Source organism: Sphingomonas sanxanigenens DSM 19645 = NX02 (assembly GCF_000512205.2).
Taxonomy (GTDB): domain Bacteria; phylum Pseudomonadota; class Alphaproteobacteria; order Sphingomonadales; family Sphingomonadaceae; genus Sphingomonas_D; species Sphingomonas_D sanxanigenens.
The window spans coordinates 168517-185852 of record NZ_CP011450.1 but is presented as its reverse complement, the minus strand read 5'-3'; the positions used below and the strand labels follow the sequence as shown (position 1 = coordinate 185852).

Here is a 17336-nt window from a genome sequence, read left to right as displayed (position 1 = left end):
TCGGCGGCGCTTGCCTGCATCATCGCGCAATCGCAGCTGGCCATGTCCCGGCTGTCGGGCACCCATATGCGGACACGCGCAGGGCCAGTCGCCCGCGGACCATATTGCGGCGCCGACCGCCATTCCCAATGGCCTTGCGGCGTGCGGCTCGCGTCGGTTGCAAGCGCAGGCGCGGCGAGACTGAGGGCCGCCACAAGGGCGGCCGGAAGCAGTTTGATCATCACGAAAACCTTTGACTGAAAAGAAGGAAACCGGGCGCGCACGCATCGATCGATGCGCGCAGCCCGTGCTCGTTCAATCAGGCAAGGCTGGTGGGAGGATCCGGCTCGGGCGCAACCGCCTTGCCGGTCAATATCGTGTCGGTCGTCCAGAAGCTGGGCGCGTCGTAGAGACGCGCAGGCGCAACGCCGCCTGCCAGGTCCGCTGCGACCAGCGGGATCACGCACCCCATCGCGGCGATGCAATCGAGCGTCAGGCCCTTGCAGGGCTTTTCGCTGGGCGCAGGCTGCTGCTTGGCCATCATTGCCATGCAGTCTGCATCCATGCCCTTGGCCAGCGGCGCGCCTGCCGCCTGCGGCACGCTGTGCGCGGCCGCCATCTGGGCTCCGAAGAGACCGGACAGCGCTCCGATGACGAGCAGAAGGGCGAGCAGGCGTTTCACGAGCCTCGATATCTAGCGGGTTTCGCTGGCGCAGCCAACCAAAGTCTCGCGCCGCGCGGGTTTTGAAGTGCTGACGGCTGATTCCGTCAACTCCGCGTCAATAAAGATCTGGCCCGGGGAAGAAGACCGGCTGCGGCCTCTACGTATATCGAGGCTGGACCCGGGACCGTAGTCCCAAGCCTGAAGAGACGCTCTTCCCCCCGGCAGGTCCGGGCGGTGGCTTACCATCCAAGGAGGTGAATATGGTCAGAAAAACTCTCATGGTCGGGCTTGCCGGCATTTCGATGCTTGCTGCCGTCCCCGCTATGGCCCAGGGCATCGGGCACAGCTTGTTCATGCGCGGCTCGATCGTCGACACGGGCAGCAACGGCACGGTCGTCTGCATCGGCAAGGCCGATGGCGCCGAGGTCGGCCAGAAGCTCGAGGTCTATCGCGTCGTGACCCATCCGGGTCCGCCCAAGGGCGTGGCGCCGACCTATCACCGCCAGCTCGTCGGCCATGTGACGATCGATCATATCTTCGATGATCACTTCGCGCATGTGTCCGTCGCCGACGGTACGCCTGCCAAGCACGACATCGTCGAGCTTCGCAAGAACTGACGCGCCGGTGGCCCGGCGGCACACGCTGCCCTGATGCGAGGCATCGGGGCAGCGGGTTGCCGGCGGCAACGGACCGTTCGGGATCGAGGCGAAACCGCTTGACCCTGGACCATGGTCCTACCGGCATGATCGAGCGGATGACATGGGCAATTTCAAGATCGGCGAACTGGCCGCGGCCGCAGGCGTGGGGCGGGATACGATCCGCTATTATGAGCGGATGGGCCTGCTGCGCGAGCCCGCGCGCACGGCAGCGGGCTACAGGCTCTACGACGCGACCGACCTCGAGCGCGTCAATTTCATCCGCTCGGCGCAGGAGCTTGGTTTCACACTCGAACAGGCCCGGCAGCTGCTGGCGCTCAGGGCGTCGGACACCGCGCATGCCCAGGCCGTGCTCGATATCACGCTTGCCAAGATCGCGGACGCCGAAGCCCGGCTCGAGCGCCTGTCGGATATCCGCGACATGCTGCGGATGCTCGCCGACGAATGCCCGGGCGAAGTGCCGGTCTCCGATTGCCCGATCCTCGCCTTCCTGACGGCGCGGCGGAAAGACCAGCAGCATAACAAGAAACATCAGGCAGCGCAGGACGAACGATCACCACGAGCGAAAGGGGTTTTGTCATGAAGAAAATGCGTTTGATCGCCGTCCTCACGCCGGCGCTGCTTCTAGGCGCCTGTGTGACCACGCGGCCGACCTCGGCGCAGGTCGAGAGTTGCCGGGCGATGGAGGGCAATATGGGTCTCCAGACGCCGCATGATCATGGCGAGATGAAGGGGCAGGGGCGCAACCCGATGAACCTCTCGCACGACCGGTGTCTCCGGATTCTGCGCAGCGCGCAATGAGCCGGTCCGGACGCCAGGGATGGCGCCCGGACACAGTTTTCAAGCCAAGGAGCAAAGCCATGATCGACCATGCGAAGAAAGCCCTTCCACTTGTCGGCGGAAGCCTGTTGCTGGCGCTCGCGCTTTCGGGCTGCGACCGCCAGGCCGACCAGACGGTGCCGCCCGCGGCGAACAGCGTCGCCGCCACCCCGGTCCTGACCGACAGCGGCAACGCTGCAGACGCGGCGCCGATGGACGCGATGAGCAACCAGGCCGAGATGGAGCGGCATCACCGTCAGGCGATGGACCATGACGCGATGCGCGCCGGGGCCGGCAACCAGACCGCGCCGGCACCCGATCCCGCGCCGGGCAATGCGGCGATGCCGATGAAGGATATGTAGGCTCGCACACTAAGGGGATGAGGATGTCCAGGCGGATCAGCCTTCGACGCTTGAGCCTCGGCTGCGCAATCGCTCTCAGCCTGTCCGCGAGCGCGGGCGCGCAGGAGGGCGAGGATCATGCCGCGCATCATGGCGCAGGCATGCCGGCCGGCGGGGGCATGTCCGCACCGGCAGAGCCGGGGTCGTCGGACATGGCGAAGATGATGAACCCCATGATGGATCGCATGATCAATGGGGAAGGGGAGAATGAGCACGGCCACGAATCGCGCCGGACCGGCTTCATCTCGCAGCTGCTCGCCTTTCCCGCGCTTGACGAAGCGGCAAGGCAGCGGGTCGCTGCGCAGGCCGGCGAACGGGTAAGCACGGGTCTGGCGATGATCAACGCCGCCTCGGCCGACGGCGCGCGTGCGACCACGGTCTCGGCCCGGCTCGATGCGGCGCGGCGCCTGCGCGAGGGAACCGACCTGTTCCGCTCCGGCACCGCCGCGCAGGGCGCGATCGGGGGCTTGCAGCCGCCCCGGGAGGTCGGGCTTGCCTGGCTGCGCGATCAGCTCGACATCGACCAGGCCGCGCCCGGCCATGCCGATCACTGGTTCGGCATCTCGCCCTCGCACCTCCTTCTCATGCTGTTCCTGGGGCTGGTGAGCGCCACGCTTATCGCGCTGCAGATCTTCCGCCTGCGGCGGATCGGGGCGATCGCCGGCGGTGTCGCCACCGCCAAGGTTCCAGCAAAGCCGGAGCCGAAGGCTGCCCCTCCCGCTACCAGGGTTGCGCCCGCGCCTGCACCCGTTGCCGACAGCGCCGGGCTCGCGCCGAGCAATGCGGCCGCACCCGCTGGGGCGTCGCTGCGCAAGCCCAAAAGCTGGGCGGGGCAGCTGCGCGTGGTCCAGATCGTGCGAGAGACGCCGAGCGTGCTGACCTTCCGGCTCGCGGACCCGACCGCCGACCGGCTGCCGTTCGACTTCCTGCCGGGCCAGTTCCTGCAGGTCGAGGTAGAGCCCGAAGCGGGCAAGACCGCGCGCCGTTCCTACACGATCGCCTCTTCGCCGACCCAGCGGGCCTATGTCGAACTGACGGTCAAGCGCGAGGAGCAGGGCGTGGTCTCGCGATACCTGCACGACAAGGTCGTCGCCGACGATCTGCTGAAGGTCAGCGGACCGTTCGGCGCCTTCACCTTCACGGGAACGGATGCCCAGAGCATCGTGCTGATCGCGGGCGGGGTCGGCATCACCCCGATGATGTCGGTGCTGCGCTATCTCACCGACACCGCGTGGAAGGGTGATATCTTCTTCTTCTACGGCGCACGGTCGACCGAGGAATTCGTGTTCCGCGACGAGCTCGAGCGGCTCGAACGCCGTTTTCCCAACCTCCATGTCGTCGCCGCGATGCAGCGCGCGCCCGGCACCGTCTGGATGGGCCCCGAAGGGCCGATCACGCGCGAGATGATCCTGGCCGCGGTGCCGGAGATCGCGAGCCGGCGCATCCATATGTGCGGCCCGCCGGCGATGATGGGCGCGATGCGCGGCGTGCTGGCGGAACTCGGCGTCCCCGAAGCGCAGCTGCACACCGAGGCGTTCGGTCCGGCCTCGCTGCCGGCCGACCACGAGGATCTCGAGGTCAAGCCCGCGCCCCCGCCAGCGGATAAGCCGGCCCCGAGCGCCGAGGTGGCGCCGAGCACGGTGACCTTCTCCGTGTCGGGGGTGTCGGCGGCCTTGCCCGCGGACGAGACCGTGCTGGAGGCGGCCGAGGGCGCGGGCGTCGAGATCCCCTATGCATGCCGTGCGGGCACATGCGGCGCCTGCGTGGTCAAGCTGCTGCAGGGCGAAGTGACGATGGAGGTCGAATCCGGCCTTGCGCCCGCCGACAAGGCGCAAGGCTATGTGCTCGCGTGCCAGGCGAAGGGGACGGGCACGCCGCTCGTGGTCGAAGCCTGATGCGCGAACGCAGCGACATTGCCGTGGGCCTGCTGGTCGCGTTCCTGCTGCTGTTCCCGTTCGGCTATCTCGTGCATGTGTCGCCCCGCTTTCCGGGTAGCCTGGCCGGCGGGATCATCGGGATCGCAGCGCTCGTGCTGATGCTGCTGACGCTTCCTTATGTCGCGGCCAAGCACATCGCCTGGGTCGACAAGGCGCTCTCCCGGGTCGTCAGCAAGCCAACCCTGCTCGCCATCCACATCTATGCCGGCGTGCTGGCGCCGATCCTGGGTCTGGTCCACGCCGCGCACAAGCTCGAAAGCCCGGTCGGCCTGCTTCTGACCGTCCTCCTGCTGATGACGGTCATCACCGGCTTCATCGGCCGCTACCTGCTTGCCCAGCTTGGTCGGGCGCTGCGCGGACGCAGGTCAGAACTGGCCTCGCTTCGCGCCGCCTTCCTCGAGGAGCCGGCGGCGCCGACGCAGGCCGATACCGCAGCCCCGCCGCTGTCGGGCTGGAAGCGCTATCTGTTCGTCGCCGGGGATGCGTCCGCGGGCCAGCGCCCCCAGGACAAGGCGGGGATCGCCGCAGCGCTGGCCGATACCGAATTCGCGATCCGTGCCGAAGAGGCAACCAACACCCTGTTCGCGCGGTGGCGGTTCCTGCACATCCTGCTGGGCTGTCTCATCTTCGCGCTGCTCGCGCTCCACGTCGGCGCGGCGATCTATTACGGGCTGCGCTGGCTATGAGCTGGCAGCGTCTTTCCTACGCCGTCTTCATCGCAGCCCTGCTGGTGATGGTCGCCGCGGTCGCGATCCGGATGCGATCGGACGCGCCGAGGGATGCCGGCCTGGTGGCGCAGCTCGTCTCGCCCGGCCCGCTCTCGAGCGCGCACCAGTCCTTTGCCGGCCAATGCACGGCCTGCCACACGCCGGGCAAGGGCGTCGAAACCCGGACCTGTCTCACCTGCCATGCGGGCACCGATTTCGGGACGAAGCAGTCGACGCAGTTCCACGCGAAAGCGACGCAGTGCACCTCCTGCCACGTCGAACATGAGGGAGAGCGCGGCATCATCCGCATGGATCACGCCGCGTTGCTCGACATGGCGAAGTGGCGGCAGCCTTTGGCGGGCATGTCGACAAACACTCGAAGCCTGACCCCCGAGACCGCGCTCAATTGCGCGAGCTGCCATGCGTTCCGCGATCCGCACCAGGGCCTGTTCGGCACCGACTGCGCGAGCTGCCACAAGACCGACAGCTGGAAGATCGCCAATTACCGCCATCCATCGGTCAATTCGACGCAGTGCGCCGAGTGCCACAAGGCGCCGCCGAGTCACTTCATGGAGCATTTCAGCATGGTCTCGCAGCGCGCAGCCGGATCGAAGGCGCGCGTCGACCAATGCTATGCCTGTCACGCCACCGACAGCTTCAACAATATCCGCAAGCGAGGCTGGTATGATCACCATTGAGGCCGACTGGCTGAGCGCCTTCTTCCGGCTCGCGGTGATCGGCCTGGAACTGGCGGGCACGCTGACCATCCTGGTCGGCGCGGGGCTCGCAACCTTTCTGTTTGCGCGGCGGGCGAGGGCGGGCGACCGAACCGAGGCCTATAGCGCGTTCCGCTCGGCGCTCGGCCGCAGCATCCTGCTCGGCCTGGAATTTCTGGTCGCCGGCGACATCGTCAAGTCGCTGGTGATCAACCCAACGCTCGACGATCTCATCGTTCTGGCCGGGCTGGTGCTGGTGCGGACCTTCCTGAGCATCTCGCTCGGGGTCGAGATCAACGGCCACTGGCCCTGGGAGGAAACCCGGATGGCGCGGGAGAAGGCGCGTGCGGCGTCGGATGGGTCGCCTGCGACGGCTGAGGCCGCCGGATGCGGCACAGCGCTCAAGGGATAGCAGATGGGAGGTGCATGATGATCGAGAGACGCGAATTGCTGATGGCCGGCGCCGGCCTTGCCGCCGCCGGAACGCTGGCTGTGCCGGCGGCGGCGCAGCAGCATCGAATGGAAGGGATGGCGATGTCGATGACGGACTGCATCGACGATTGCGTGGCTTCGCACCGCATGTGCCTGGAAACCGCCGCTTGGCTGACGAAGCAAGGCGGCGCGTCAGCTACGGCGTCGCTGATCGCCATGCTGAACGACTGTGCGGAACTGTGCCAGGCGACCGCCAACTCGATGCTGCGGGAATCTGCCCTGCACCGCATCGTCTGCCGCGCCTGCGCCGACGCTTGCGAGCGCTGCGCCGAGGAATGCGGACGCCATAGCGCGGACCAGCGGATCGCGCGTTGCTCGGCCACCTGCAAGAAATGCGCGGCGAGCTGCCGAACGATGGCGGACATGTCGAGCTGAGCGGCGCGCTTCGCACGTGCCCCACATAGTCACGTTCAGGCCAGAGCCCCCGGTCACAGCTTGTGTGTCCGACAACTACGCCAGGACAGCGATCATGGCACGTGGCACAAAGTCCGAGTATCCGGCAACGGCGGAAATCATCGCACCCGCCATCGCCGGAGCCTTCCGTGCCGCCACCCGATAGTCGGGTAATGCCGAGCACCATCTTTACGATTGCGTGAACGCTCCACGGTCGATCTGTATTGGAGAAGTCAGTGTCAACCGCCGAATTTGTCAACCGGCTACCCGAATTGCTCCGCCCCAATCCAGCAAGGGTAGTGATCAGACCCTATATGCCGTCGACGGAAACCTATAAATATGCGGTACCGGATCAGCCACGTGCGCAGCGCATCGCCGACCGCGTCCTGGCGCTCGACCCAGCATCGCTCCACGATGAGTTGCAACGCATTCTTGATGATTTCTCGGGAAGGCATCGTGAGGTTCCGTCCCTGTTTTTGCGGCGGTTCCACGAGGTTGATGGCATCATCGTCTGTGATTGCGAGGTCACCCATGAACAGGCGCTCTTGATCGGTGCCCATTTTTGCAACGAATATTCCTATGAGGCAGCAGCGCTTTTCAATCCGAGCATCGTCCTGCATCCTGATCAGTCTGCTGTACCTGAAAACTCTCTCCGATTCATTCTTTCCCTGCGAGGCGTGGGCGAGGGGCATATCTCCTCCGTCACCTTTCGCACCGGGTTTTGCGCCGCGGACGGAACCATAGCAATCAATCCTCCGAGCCCCATGCCGCTCGTGCTGGAGACTGAAAACATCTCCGGCGAGGACGGGCCGGACGCGGGCATTCGGATCACGTGCGATGGCAGCCACGATCTCTCGGAGATCGTGATCTTTCCGACAACCCCCAGCCAGCGTGGTGGCATCGAAGACCTTCGCTTGGTCCGCTTCCTGGACGACGATGGCCGAGCCACCTATTTCGGTACATATACGGCATTTAGCGGCCAGTCCGTCCGGCAGGAGTTGTTGTCCACGCCGGACTTCCGGACATTCGAACTCAGACCGCTGCGTGGGGATGCCACCGGTAGCAAGGGCATGGCGCTTTTCCCCCGACGCATTGCCGGGCACTTTGCCATGCTTGGGCGCGAGGATAACGAAAATATCTGGTTCCTGACGTCCGCGGACATTCACGACTGGAGTGGCGGAGCGAAAGCCATCGAACCTCGCTGGCCTTGGGAGTTTGTCCAGATCGGTAATTGCGGATCGCCGATCGAGATCGACGAAGGCTGGCTGGTCGTAACTCATGGAGTCGGCGCCGTTCGGAACTATTGCATCGGGGCGTGCCTGCTGGACCGTGACGATCCCTCGAAGCTGCTGGCGCGGACGAAGCTACCGCTTTTGCGGTCGGACATGGATGAGCGCGAAGGTTATGTGCCAAACGTAGCCTACAGCTGCGGCGCGATGGTACATAATCGGGTGCTGGTACTGCCTTATGCCATTGCTGACAGCTTCACCACTTTTGCCACTATTCCTCTCGAGCGTCTGCTGGCCGCCATGGATTAGTCACTGTTGCCGACCTGTCCTGCTCTCGAGTCCGAACCATAGTTACACATCGGCACAACAACGATGCCAGTGCGATAATTTATGGCCATCTCAGAGACGGACTTCGCACATTACGTATACAGCAAGGCGGAAGGTGACACCATTTCACGGGCAAGCTCCGGAAGGGGCGACAATCGACCGGGCATATGCTCGATCGAACGGGAAACCCAGACTTGAAGGAATGGATACTTGCGCAAGAAGACGGCAATGATCGCTTCGCTCGCAGCTCTCGGCTTCCTCGCCGTCAGTGCCGGACCGGTGCTGGCGGACGGGATGCCGCCGGGCATGCCCGATCTTGAGGAGACCCTCAAGGCCAGGCCGGCGCCTGCCCAGCCCGATCCTGCCCACATGCAGGGCATGGCTCACGGTAAGGAGCAGATGCACGGCCAGATGATGCAGGGCCATCGAATGGCGATGCGGGATTCGCAGGACCAGGACGGCGCCTCCGGCATGTCACACAGGTCGGACGGTGGTTGCTGACCCTGCCATCATTCCATCAGACGACAAGGTTGACGGACAAGATCATGGCCGCTTTCAACCGAAGCCTTGGTCCGCCGTTCCCACGGCGGGCCAATCGCTTTTCTGGCCGGTCTCAGGACGAGAAAACCAGGCCGGGTCACATTTTTGATCGATCCCGGATCATCATTTTACGCGCCTGCTCCAGCAGGCACACGGCCGATCGGATTTCGATTCGTAACTTACGTATACAGACAGCGTCTCGCTAGCAGCATTGAAGCTTCGGAATTGCCGGGATCGGAACGTCGATCGGGCAACAGGAAGAACACTCGGAGACCCTCAATGCGACAGACGACATTTCTCGCGGCGCCCGTCAGCCTCTTCGCGACGCTAACCTTCGCCGCCGGCACCGCTCTCGCCCAGTCGACGCCCGCGCCCGCGCAGGCTGCGCCGGCCCATGCCCACCAGCAGGGCATGGATCATGGCGGGCAGCAGATGCACGATCAGATGATGAAGGATCATCAGGCCGGCGCGCAGAAGCAGCAGGGGCAACCGGCCCAGCAGGATCAACAGGGCATGTCGGGGATGGCCGGCATGTCCGGCGGCTCGCCTGCATCGAACGGCTCGGGCATGGCCGGTAAGGCGAAGAGTGGCTGCTGCAAGATGCCGATGAAGAAGGCCAAGCCGGCGGCGAAGAAGAAGACCGCCAAGCCCATGGCCGACAAGCCGATGAGCGACATGTGAGGTTTCCAGCCCCGAGAACAGACCCCAGGGGCTGAGGGCCCGCCGTTCCCCCGCGGCGGGCCAGTTCTTTGACGATGCCCAGCGTCGCCCCGTGCTCCCAGCTTTCAAAACCGGGTCCGAGCGTCTGACTTGACAGAGGAAACAGCGATGCGAAAACATCTTGGCGTCGGTGCTGCTGTTGGCTTTCTGCTCTTTGGCAGCACGCCGCTCCTCGCACAGGGTATCGGCCATAGCTTGTTCATGCGCGGCAAGATCGTCCGTATGGATGCGGGCGGCACAGTGGCCTGCCTGGGTAAGGCCGATGGCGCGCACATCGGGCAGATACTCGAAGTCTATCACGCAACGCCGCGCCACCGCCGTCTTGTCGGTCATGTCGAAGTCGACCAGATTTTCGACGACCATTATGCTCATTTCCGCGTGAGGGACGGGACGCTTCAGAAAGGCGATTGGGTGAGCCTAAAGCGCGTCCGGGCGTAACGCCAGAATTGGAATGCCAAGCGCCGCCCTCGCCAAAAGAAGACTCGGCCGAGTAACGCCTGTCTCGGCATAATTCCGATCAGGCGTGCGCGAATACGTTCAGGAGTCGATGAATAGTCATCGGCTCTGTTGGCGTGTCTGACCCTCAAGCCCGCGACCCCGATACCAGACTACCTTCTGCGGAACTTACTTATAGGCCACCCGGGCAAAGAGATTACTCCGTCAGGCCATCGATAGAGATGGAGTCAGGTTATGTTCGAGAAGGCGATCGGGACCATTAACGCGGCGGCCTCCTTCCGACACCGCTATGATAATTTCATCGGAGGCCGCTGGAGCGCTCCTGCGGGCGGCGAGTATTTCGCCGACACGAGCCCGATCAATGGCGCCCAGATCGCAGAGTTCGCGCTGTCGACGCCGGAAGATGTCGAGCGCGCGCTCGATGCGGCGCACGCCGCCAAGGATCAATGGGCAAGGATCGCGCCCGCCGAACGCGCCAGGATTCTCAATCGCGTCGCCGACCGGCTCGAAGACAATCTGGAGTTGCTGGCACTTGCCGAGACGATCGACAATGGCAAGCCGATCCGCGAGACGCGCGCTGCCGACGTGCCGCTCGCGATCGACCATTTCCGCTACTTCGCCGGCTGCATCCGGGCGGAGGAAGGCGGCATCTCGACGATCGATGCGGACACCATCGCCTATCATTTCCGCGAGCCGCTCGGCGTCGTCGGCCAGATCATCCCGTGGAACTTCCCGCTGCTGATGGCGGCGTGGAAGATCGCCCCGGCGCTGGCGGCGGGCAACTGCACCGTCATCAAACCCGCATCCCAGACGCCGCTCACCTTGCTGATGTTCGCCGAGCTCACCGCCGACATCCTGCCGCCCGGCGTGCTCAATGTCGTTACCGGCCCGGGACGGACCGTTGGCCAGGCGATCGCCGCCAATCCGCGCATCGCCAAGGTCTCGTTCACCGGCGAGACCGTCACCGGCAAGCAGATCATGCACGCCGCGGCGGACCATCTGATCCCCCAGACGATGGAGCTTGGCGGCAAGTCGCCCAACATCTTCATGGCGGACGTGCTCGACGAGGACGATGCCTTCTTCGACAAGGCGCTCGAAGGCTTTACTTTGTTCGCCTTCAACAAGGGCGAGGTCTGTACCTGCCCGTCGCGCGCCCTGATCCATGAGTCGATCTTCGACCGCTTCATCGAGCGCGCCGTGGCGCGCGTCGCCGCGATCCGCCAGGGCGATCCGCTCGACCCGTCGGTCCAGGTCGGCGCGCAGGCGTCGGAGGACCAGCTCCACAAGATCCTGGGCTATATCGATATCGGCAAGGCCGAGGGCGCGCAGTGTCTGGTCGGTGGCGCCAGGGCGCTGCCGGGCGGTGCGCTGGACCAGGGCTATTTCGTGCAGCCGACCGTGTTCGTGGGTCAGAACCACATGCGCATCTTCCAGGAGGAGATCTTCGGTCCCGTCCTGTCGGTCACCACGTTCAAGACGGTCGAGGAGGCGATCGCACTTGCCAATGACACCGCCTACGGTCTTGGCGCGGGCGTCTGGACCCGGAGCGGCAACACCGCCTACCGGCTCGGCCGCGCGATCGAGGCCGGGCGGGTCTGGACCAACTGCTATCATCAGTACCCCGCCCATGCCGCCTTCGGCGGATACAAGGCATCGGGCTTCGGGCGTGAAAACCACCGGATGATGCTCGATCATTATCAGCAGACCAAGAATCTGCTCGTCTCCTATGACGAGCACGCGCTCGGCCTATTCTGACCCCCCGCTTAAAAGGAGAAACGGACATGGCGAAAACCATGAAGGCGGCGGTCGTCCGCGAATTTGGCAAGCCCCTGGTCATCGAGGACGCGCCGATCCCGACGGTCGGCCCCGGGCAGGTCCTGGTCAAGATTGCGGCAACCGGCGTGTGCCATACCGACCTGCACGCGGCAGAAGGGGACTGGCCGGTCAAGCCCAACCCGCCCTTCATTCCTGGCCATGAGGGCGTCGGGCATGTCGCCGCCGTTGGTGCCGGCGTCACCCATGTGAAGGAAGGCGACCGGGTCGGTGTGCCCTGGCTCTACACCGCCTGCGGGCACTGCGTGCATTGCCTGGGTGGCTGGGAGACGCTTTGCCACGAACAGCAGAACACCGGCTATTCGGTCAATGGCAGCTTTGCCGAATATGTCCTCGCCGATCCCAACTATGTTGGTCACCTTCCCGACAATGTCGACTTCCTCGACATTGCGCCGATCCTCTGCGCGGGCGTCACCGTCTACAAGGGATTGAAGGCCACCGAGGCCCGACCCGGCGAGTGGGTGGTCGTCTCCGGCATTGGCGGGCTCGGCCACATGGCGGTGCAATATGCCCGAGCCATGGGTCTCAATGTGGCCGCGGTCGACATCGACGATAGCAAGCTCGACCTCGCTACACGCCTTGGCGCCACACTGACGGTCAACGCGCGCAACGAGGACCCTTCGGCAGCGCTCAAGAAAGCCATTGGCGGCGCGCACGGGGCGCTGGTGACCGCCGTTTCGCCCAAGGCGTTCCAGCAGGCGCTCGGCATGGTCCGGCGCGGCGGCACGGTCGCGCTCAACGGCCTGCCGCCGGGCGACTTCCCGTTGTCGATCTTCGACACCGTGCTGAACGGCATTACCGTGCGCGGCTCGATCGTCGGCACGCGGCTCGATCTGCTCGAGGCACTGGCGTTCGCCGGCGAGGGCAAGGTCAAGGCCACGGTCCATGCAGACAAGCTGGAGAACATCAACGACGTCTTCTCCCGCATGCATCATGGCGACATCGAGGGCCGGATCGTCCTCGACCTCGCCTGAAGCCGACTTCGCGAAAGTACAGTTCATGTCTCCCTTACATATCCGGCCGATCGCGCGGCGCCGTTTCGTCCAGGGGCTGGCGATCGGCGGCGCGGTCGCCGGTTTCGCCCCGGCGCTTCTCGCGCGATCCGCACCAACCTTGCCCGCTGAGCTGAGCGGGACCGAGTTCGACCTCGAGATCGCCGAGCTGCCGGTCAACTTCACCGGCAAACGCCGTATCGCGACCGCCGTGAACGGCAGCGTGCCCGCGCCGGTCCTGCGCCTGCGCGAAGGCGACACGGTCACGCTGCGCGTACGCAACGGCCTCAAGGAGATGTCGAGCATCCATTGGCACGGCATCATCGTGCCGGCGGAGATGGACGGCGTGCCCGGCATCAGCTTTGCCGGCATCGCGCCGGGCGAGACCTTCACCTATCGCTTCGAGGTCCGCCAGAGCGGAACCTACTGGTATCACGCTCACACGCTCGCCGAGCAGACGGGACTCTATGGAGCGATCATCGTGGAGCCAAAACAGGTGCCGACGGCGCGGGCGCCCGATCGCGACTATTGCATCGTGCTCAGCGACTGGTCGGACGAGCCGCCGCTGCAGATCTTCCTCAATCTCAAGAAGCAGAGCAGCTACTATAATTTTGCGCAGCCGACCGCCGGCGATTTCCTCAAGGATGTCGGCACCATGGGCTTGGGCAAGGCGCTCGAGCGGCGGCGGATGTGGAACAGCTCGCGGATGAACCCGACCGACTACAGCGATGTCTCTGCCGCGACCTACACCTATCTGATGAACGGCGCGCCGCCCGCCGGCAACTGGACCGGTATCGCCGCGCCCGGCGAGCGCGTGCGCCTGCGCTTCGTCGGCGCGGGGACGGCGACGTTCTTCGACGTGCGGATCCCCGGGGTCGAGCTGACGGTCGTATCGACCGACGGGCAGCCGGTCGAGCCGGTCACGGTCGAGGAATTCCGGATCGGCCCGGGCGAGACCTACGACGTCGAGTTCACCATGCCCGAGGGCGGCGCCCGCACCATCTTCGCGCAGGCGATCGATCGGAGCGGCTATGCGCGTGGCACGATCGCACCGGCCCCGGGCATGGCGGCAGCCGTGCCGCCGCTCGATGCCCGGACCTGGCTCGAGCCGGTCGACATGATGGGCGCGATGGCGACGATGGGCGCAATGGGAGGCGACGCGCATGCCGGGCACGGCATGACCGAGATGCCGGCCAGGGCACGGCACGCCCGCACCGAATATGGCGCCAATACCGACATGCGCGTCGACTATCCGCGCACCAATCTCGACGATCCCGGCGCCGGGCTGCGCGGGCGCGGCTGGCGCGTGCTGACGCTGGCCGATCTGCGCACGCCGGGCGGCGATCCCGACCCGCGCGAGCCCGAGCGCGACATCGAGCTGCATCTGACGGGCAATATGGAACGGTTCATCTGGTCGCTCGACGGCATCAAGCTCAACGATTCCAGGCCGCTTCATTTCAAGCCAAACGAGCGGCTGCGCGTCACCTTCGTCAACGACACGATGATGGCGCATCCGATGCATCTGCACGGCATGTGGAGCGATGTCGAAGGCCCGGACGGCGCCTTCCAGGTCCGCAAGCATACGGTCGTGGTCCAGCCCGCCCAGCGGGTGAGCTTCCGCGTCACCGCCGACGCCATGGGCCGATGGGCCTTCCACTGCCATCTGCTCTATCACATGGCGGCCGGCATGTTCCGGGAGGTGGTGGTCGCATGATCCGGATTTTCCCCTCGCGCGGCATCGCTCTTGGCGCTGCCCTCTTCCTGGCGCCGGCGATCACGGCTCCCGCCCTCGCGCAGGATGCCTCGCCCCCGTCGCCCGCCGCCACCCCTGCCCAAACGGCCACTCCCGCTCAGCACACCCCTTCCGCGCAAGGCTCTCAGGACCATGCGGGCATGGACATGCCGGGCATGGATATGACCGACACGAAGGCGTCCGGTAACGGCGCCACGATGGACATGGGCTCGATGCAGGGCGGCCAGGCCCCGCCGGACGCGCGCAACTCGGACGATTATGCCGACGGCTACCGCAACTCGACGCTGCCGGGCTATGAGATGGCCGACAAGCTCTCAATCCCCAAGATACTTGTCGATGAGCTTGAGTTCACCAGCGGCAACGAGGGTCAGGGCGTGGGCTGGACCGTGCTCGTCACCAAGGGTCAGGACAATGACAAGCTCTGGCTGCGCAGCCAGGGGCTCAAGAACTCCCGCGACCAACGTCTCGATCCGGAGAGCAGCGTCGAGGCGCTGTGGTGGCACAGCAAGAACCCGTTCTGGGGCACGCTGCTCGGGGTCAGGCAGGATCTCGGCAAGGGTGCGACCACCTGGCTGGCCGCCGGCGTCGAGGGACTGGCGCCCTATTGGTTCGACGTCCAGCTCACCGGCTATGTAGGAACCGATGGGCGTCTCGCGGCGCGCGCCAAGGCGTCCTATGAGGTCTTGTTCACCAATCGGTTGATCCTTACGCCGCAGGTGGAGACCAATATCTATTCGAAGCGGTCGAGCGATCGGCAGCTCGGCAGCGGCTTCAGCAATGTCGAGCTGAGCGGACGGTTGCGCTACGAGGTGTCGCGCAAGTTCGCGCCCTATATCGGCTTCGTCTGGGAGCGCGCATTTGACGGCACGGCCGATTTCCGTCGCCTGCGCGGGGAAGGGCCTTCCGAACACAGGCTGGTGATCGGCTTGCGCGCCTGGTGGTGATCCGCGGATGGCCACTCGAGGGGTCGACCGCGAACGCGCCGCGTGACAAGGCTGGATCGCAAGCCAACGGTCGCTGGCCGGCCTCCTTTTTCGTCTTGTTGCTCGCGGCGGCTGCGGCGTCGGCGGGACAGACGGCCATTCTCGCCTTCCTTCCGGCACTGGTCGACCCGGCTCGTGGCGCGCTATCGTCAAGCGCTCATGATTTTCATGTCGCGAGCCTGACCGCGGTCCATCCCCTGGCAGCCTTGCTGGCGGCGCCGCTCTGGGGCTGGATCGCGGACCGGGTCGACTATCGGGCGATGTTGCGCGCAGCGCTGGTCATCCTCGCCCTGGTGACCGCGCCGATCGGCCTCGTCGGGCTGCCTGAGCTTTATGCATTGCGCCTGGTGGCGGGGATGGCGTCGGCCGCCATCATACCGTTGGGCTTGCTCTGCGCGAGCTTTGCCGCAAACGAGCGCGCGGACCAGGCGCGGCGCTTCACCTGGCTGACCGCCTTCTTGTTTCTGGGCGATCTCGCCGGTCCGCTGGTGGCGGAGGTCTCGGCCGCGATCCTGCCCCGCGCTCCCCTCATGATCCTCGCTTTCGGCATCGGTGCCGTCGGGGCGGCGCTTTGCGCCGTGCGTCTGCCGCGCTGGTGTGCACCTTGCATCGATGGCGGAGACCTGCCCGCGCCGACGCTCGGCGCGACGCTGATCCTGCTTTTCGTCACGATCGTCGCGGGCGGCGGGCTGGCGGCGATGCATGTCAATCTCCTGGTGACGCGGAGCGTCATTTCGCTGAGCCGCGAAGAGATCGCCTGGATGCTCAGTCTCTGCGGATTGGGCATGCTGGCAGCACAGATCTTCCATGCGAGGCTCGATTGGCTGGTGACCATGCCGAGGCGGCTTGCGGGGCTGACGCTCGGCCTGCTGGCTGCGGCGCTCTTCCTGTTCCCTGTCGCCGCGAGCATGGCCGAACTCAGTGGGATCATCGTTGCTGCCGGCTGGAGCTCGGCAACCCTTCGATTGGTCACCAGCTTCTGGATCAGCGGTGCGGCAGCCCCTTCGGGTCTGAAGCTCGGTCTCCAGCATTCCGCCGCCAGCATCGGGCAGGCGCTCGCGCCGCTGGCGATCGCCGTCGTCGCTCCCGGGGCGCAGCACTTAGTCTTGTGGGGGATTGGTGGTCTGTCGCTGACGCTGCTTGTGTCCTTGCCGCTCGCCTGGAGGCCGCGCGCCATCGTGAAATCTTCAGCGTGATGAGGGGTAGGGGGCATCAATGCGTATAGATCATTAGGAACCCTATCGCATGCTTCCGGGAGCCGTTCATGAAGACCCGTCTTTCTGCCGCCTTGCTGTTCCTCGCCCTGCCCGGCGCAGCGCTTGCGGCGAATGATGTCGTCGTCCACCGGGACCCGGGTTGTGGATGCTGTGAGAAGTGGGCCCAGGCGCTTCGCGCGAAGCTGGGCCGCACGGTCGTCATGCGCGACGATGCGTCGCGCGGGGCGCTTCAGCGGAGGGCCGGCATGCCGGGCACGCTGGCATCCTGCCACAGCGCGATGGTTGATGGCTATCTGATCGAGGGCCATGTCCCGGTCGCCGATATCAAGCGCCTGCTGGCAACCCGTCCCGTAGGCGTCAGAGGCATTGCGGTGGCGGGGATGCCGATCGGCTCGGAGGGCATGGAAGTGGCAGGCGCCGCCCGCCAACCCTATGCGGTGGTGTCGTTCGGCAGTTCGGGCCAGAAGGTCTTCGCGCGGCATTGATCACGCACGCCTCGGCTCTCGCTGGTGATTTCCTGTT

20 protein-coding genes are annotated in these 17336 nt (G+C 65.4%); 19 read left to right on the top strand and 1 reads right to left on the bottom strand.

The window, feature by feature from the left end; translation table 11 throughout:
- Nucleotides 1–298: 298 nt before the first annotated feature.
- On the bottom strand, nt 299–661 hold the full coding sequence (locus NX02_RS29600; protein WP_007406428.1) for a hypothetical protein: 363 nt from the start codon (nt 659–661) through the stop codon (nt 299–301).
- 242 nt (nt 662–903) lie between these two features.
- Here NX02_RS29600 and NX02_RS29595 point away from each other — a divergent pair, with 242 nt between their 5' ends.
- From NX02_RS29595 to NX02_RS29505, 19 genes are all read left to right on the top strand, one after another.
- Nucleotides 904–1260: a hypothetical protein gene (locus NX02_RS29595; protein ID WP_174544455.1), complete on the top strand. Its 357-nt coding sequence runs from the start codon at nt 904–906 to the stop codon at nt 1258–1260.
- 142 nt (nt 1261–1402) lie between these two features.
- Nucleotides 1403–1882, top strand: a complete 480-nt coding sequence (locus NX02_RS29590) for a heavy metal-responsive transcriptional regulator (protein ID WP_007406417.1) — start codon at nt 1403–1405, stop codon at nt 1880–1882.
- A complete protein-coding gene (locus NX02_RS29585) occupies nt 1879–2100 on the top strand; it encodes a hypothetical protein (protein ID WP_007406426.1) in 222 nt (73 codons plus the stop codon). The genes NX02_RS29590 and NX02_RS29585 overlap by 4 nt, the downstream gene beginning before the upstream one ends.
- A gap of 59 nt (nt 2101–2159) precedes the next feature.
- The gene (locus tag NX02_RS29580; RefSeq protein WP_007406382.1) at nt 2160–2480 is read left to right on the top strand and encodes a hypothetical protein; all 321 of its coding nucleotides are present in this window, start codon (nt 2160–2162) and stop codon (nt 2478–2480) included.
- A 23-nt stretch (nt 2481–2503) separates the two neighbouring features.
- A complete protein-coding gene (locus NX02_RS29575) occupies nt 2504–4414 on the top strand; it encodes a 2Fe-2S iron-sulfur cluster-binding protein (protein WP_030089529.1) in 1911 nt (636 codons plus the stop codon).
- Entirely contained in the window at nt 4414–5142 is a 729-nt protein-coding gene (locus NX02_RS29570; RefSeq protein WP_007406424.1) for a hypothetical protein, read from the top strand. Before NX02_RS29575 ends, NX02_RS29570 begins: the two co-directional genes overlap by 1 nt.
- Nucleotides 5139–5861, top strand: a complete 723-nt coding sequence (locus NX02_RS29565) for a hypothetical protein (protein ID WP_007406380.1) — start codon at nt 5139–5141, stop codon at nt 5859–5861. Before NX02_RS29570 ends, NX02_RS29565 begins: the two co-directional genes overlap by 4 nt.
- Nucleotides 5848–6291: a DUF1622 domain-containing protein gene (locus tag NX02_RS29560; protein WP_007406411.1), complete on the top strand. Its 444-nt coding sequence runs from the start codon at nt 5848–5850 to the stop codon at nt 6289–6291. Before NX02_RS29565 ends, NX02_RS29560 begins: the two co-directional genes overlap by 14 nt.
- A gap of 14 nt (nt 6292–6305) precedes the next feature.
- On the top strand, nt 6306–6746 hold the full coding sequence (locus NX02_RS29555) for a four-helix bundle copper-binding protein (protein WP_015449267.1): 441 nt from the start codon (nt 6306–6308) through the stop codon (nt 6744–6746).
- A gap of 254 nt (nt 6747–7000) precedes the next feature.
- Nucleotides 7001–8302, top strand: coding sequence for a glycoside hydrolase family 130 protein (locus tag NX02_RS29550; RefSeq protein WP_483852913.1), 1302 nt, complete (start codon nt 7001–7003; stop codon nt 8300–8302).
- Nucleotides 8303–8530: 228 nt separating this feature from the next.
- Entirely contained in the window at nt 8531–8821 is a 291-nt protein-coding gene (locus NX02_RS29545; protein WP_007406388.1) for a hypothetical protein, read from the top strand.
- A gap of 318 nt (nt 8822–9139) precedes the next feature.
- Nucleotides 9140–9541, top strand: coding sequence for a hypothetical protein (locus tag NX02_RS33415; protein ID WP_015449265.1), 402 nt, complete (start codon nt 9140–9142; stop codon nt 9539–9541).
- Between the two features lie 147 nt (nt 9542–9688).
- Nucleotides 9689–10018 (top strand): hypothetical protein, encoded by a 330-nt coding sequence (locus NX02_RS29535; protein WP_004212674.1) that lies wholly within the window; start codon nt 9689–9691, stop codon nt 10016–10018.
- Between the two features lie 252 nt (nt 10019–10270).
- The gene (locus tag NX02_RS29530) at nt 10271–11791 is read left to right on the top strand and encodes an aldehyde dehydrogenase family protein (RefSeq protein ID WP_015449264.1); all 1521 of its coding nucleotides are present in this window, start codon (nt 10271–10273) and stop codon (nt 11789–11791) included.
- 26 nt (nt 11792–11817) lie between these two features.
- Nucleotides 11818–12843 carry an alcohol dehydrogenase AdhP gene (adhP, locus tag NX02_RS29525; RefSeq protein ID WP_004212676.1) on the top strand — a complete coding sequence of 342 codons (1026 nt, stop codon included), beginning with the start codon at nt 11818–11820 and terminating at the stop codon, nt 12841–12843.
- A gap of 25 nt (nt 12844–12868) precedes the next feature.
- Complete coding sequence (locus NX02_RS29520) at nt 12869–14575, top strand: copper resistance system multicopper oxidase (RefSeq protein WP_015449263.1); 1707 nt, start codon at nt 12869–12871, stop codon at nt 14573–14575.
- A complete protein-coding gene (locus tag NX02_RS29515; protein WP_015449262.1) occupies nt 14572–15558 on the top strand; it encodes a copper resistance protein B in 987 nt (328 codons plus the stop codon). Before NX02_RS29520 ends, NX02_RS29515 begins: the two co-directional genes overlap by 4 nt.
- Complete coding sequence (locus NX02_RS29510) at nt 15552–16793, top strand: MFS transporter (RefSeq protein ID WP_047100336.1); 1242 nt, start codon at nt 15552–15554, stop codon at nt 16791–16793. Before NX02_RS29515 ends, NX02_RS29510 begins: the two co-directional genes overlap by 7 nt.
- Before the next feature lie 68 nt (nt 16794–16861).
- Nucleotides 16862–17299: a DUF411 domain-containing protein gene (locus NX02_RS29505; RefSeq protein WP_004213035.1), complete on the top strand. Its 438-nt coding sequence runs from the start codon at nt 16862–16864 to the stop codon at nt 17297–17299.
- Nucleotides 17300–17336 lie beyond the last annotated feature (37 nt).

What these genes read in the sequence shown, in the direction of transcription:
- NX02_RS29575 (WP_030089529.1), top strand. Translation starts at nt 2,504, where the DNA reads ATGTCCAGGCGGATCAGCCTTCGACGCTTGAGCCTCGGCTGCGCAATC.
- adhP (WP_004212676.1), top strand. Translation starts at nt 11,818, where the DNA reads ATGGCGAAAACCATGAAGGCGGCGGTCGTCCGCGAATTTGGCAAGCCC.
- NX02_RS29585 (WP_007406426.1), top strand. Translation starts at nt 1,879, where the DNA reads ATGAAGAAAATGCGTTTGATCGCCGTCCTCACGCCGGCGCTGCTTCTA.
- NX02_RS29515 (WP_015449262.1), top strand. Translation starts at nt 14,572, where the DNA reads ATGATCCGGATTTTCCCCTCGCGCGGCATCGCTCTTGGCGCTGCCCTC.
- NX02_RS29520 (WP_015449263.1), top strand. Translation starts at nt 12,869, where the DNA reads ATGTCTCCCTTACATATCCGGCCGATCGCGCGGCGCCGTTTCGTCCAG.
- NX02_RS29535 (WP_004212674.1), top strand. Translation starts at nt 9,689, where the DNA reads ATGCGAAAACATCTTGGCGTCGGTGCTGCTGTTGGCTTTCTGCTCTTT.
- NX02_RS29530 (WP_015449264.1), top strand. Translation starts at nt 10,271, where the DNA reads ATGTTCGAGAAGGCGATCGGGACCATTAACGCGGCGGCCTCCTTCCGA.
- NX02_RS29560 (WP_007406411.1), top strand. Translation starts at nt 5,848, where the DNA reads ATGATCACCATTGAGGCCGACTGGCTGAGCGCCTTCTTCCGGCTCGCG.
- NX02_RS29580 (WP_007406382.1), top strand. Translation starts at nt 2,160, where the DNA reads ATGATCGACCATGCGAAGAAAGCCCTTCCACTTGTCGGCGGAAGCCTG.
- NX02_RS29590 (WP_007406417.1), top strand. Translation starts at nt 1,403, where the DNA reads ATGGGCAATTTCAAGATCGGCGAACTGGCCGCGGCCGCAGGCGTGGGG.
- NX02_RS29595 (WP_174544455.1), top strand. Translation starts at nt 904, where the DNA reads ATGGTCAGAAAAACTCTCATGGTCGGGCTTGCCGGCATTTCGATGCTT.
- NX02_RS33415 (WP_015449265.1), top strand. Translation starts at nt 9,140, where the DNA reads ATGCGACAGACGACATTTCTCGCGGCGCCCGTCAGCCTCTTCGCGACG.
- NX02_RS29505 (WP_004213035.1), top strand. Translation starts at nt 16,862, where the DNA reads ATGAAGACCCGTCTTTCTGCCGCCTTGCTGTTCCTCGCCCTGCCCGGC.
- NX02_RS29565 (WP_007406380.1), top strand. Translation starts at nt 5,139, where the DNA reads ATGAGCTGGCAGCGTCTTTCCTACGCCGTCTTCATCGCAGCCCTGCTG.
- NX02_RS29570 (WP_007406424.1), top strand. Translation starts at nt 4,414, where the DNA reads ATGCGCGAACGCAGCGACATTGCCGTGGGCCTGCTGGTCGCGTTCCTG.
- NX02_RS29555 (WP_015449267.1), top strand. Translation starts at nt 6,306, where the DNA reads ATGATGATCGAGAGACGCGAATTGCTGATGGCCGGCGCCGGCCTTGCC.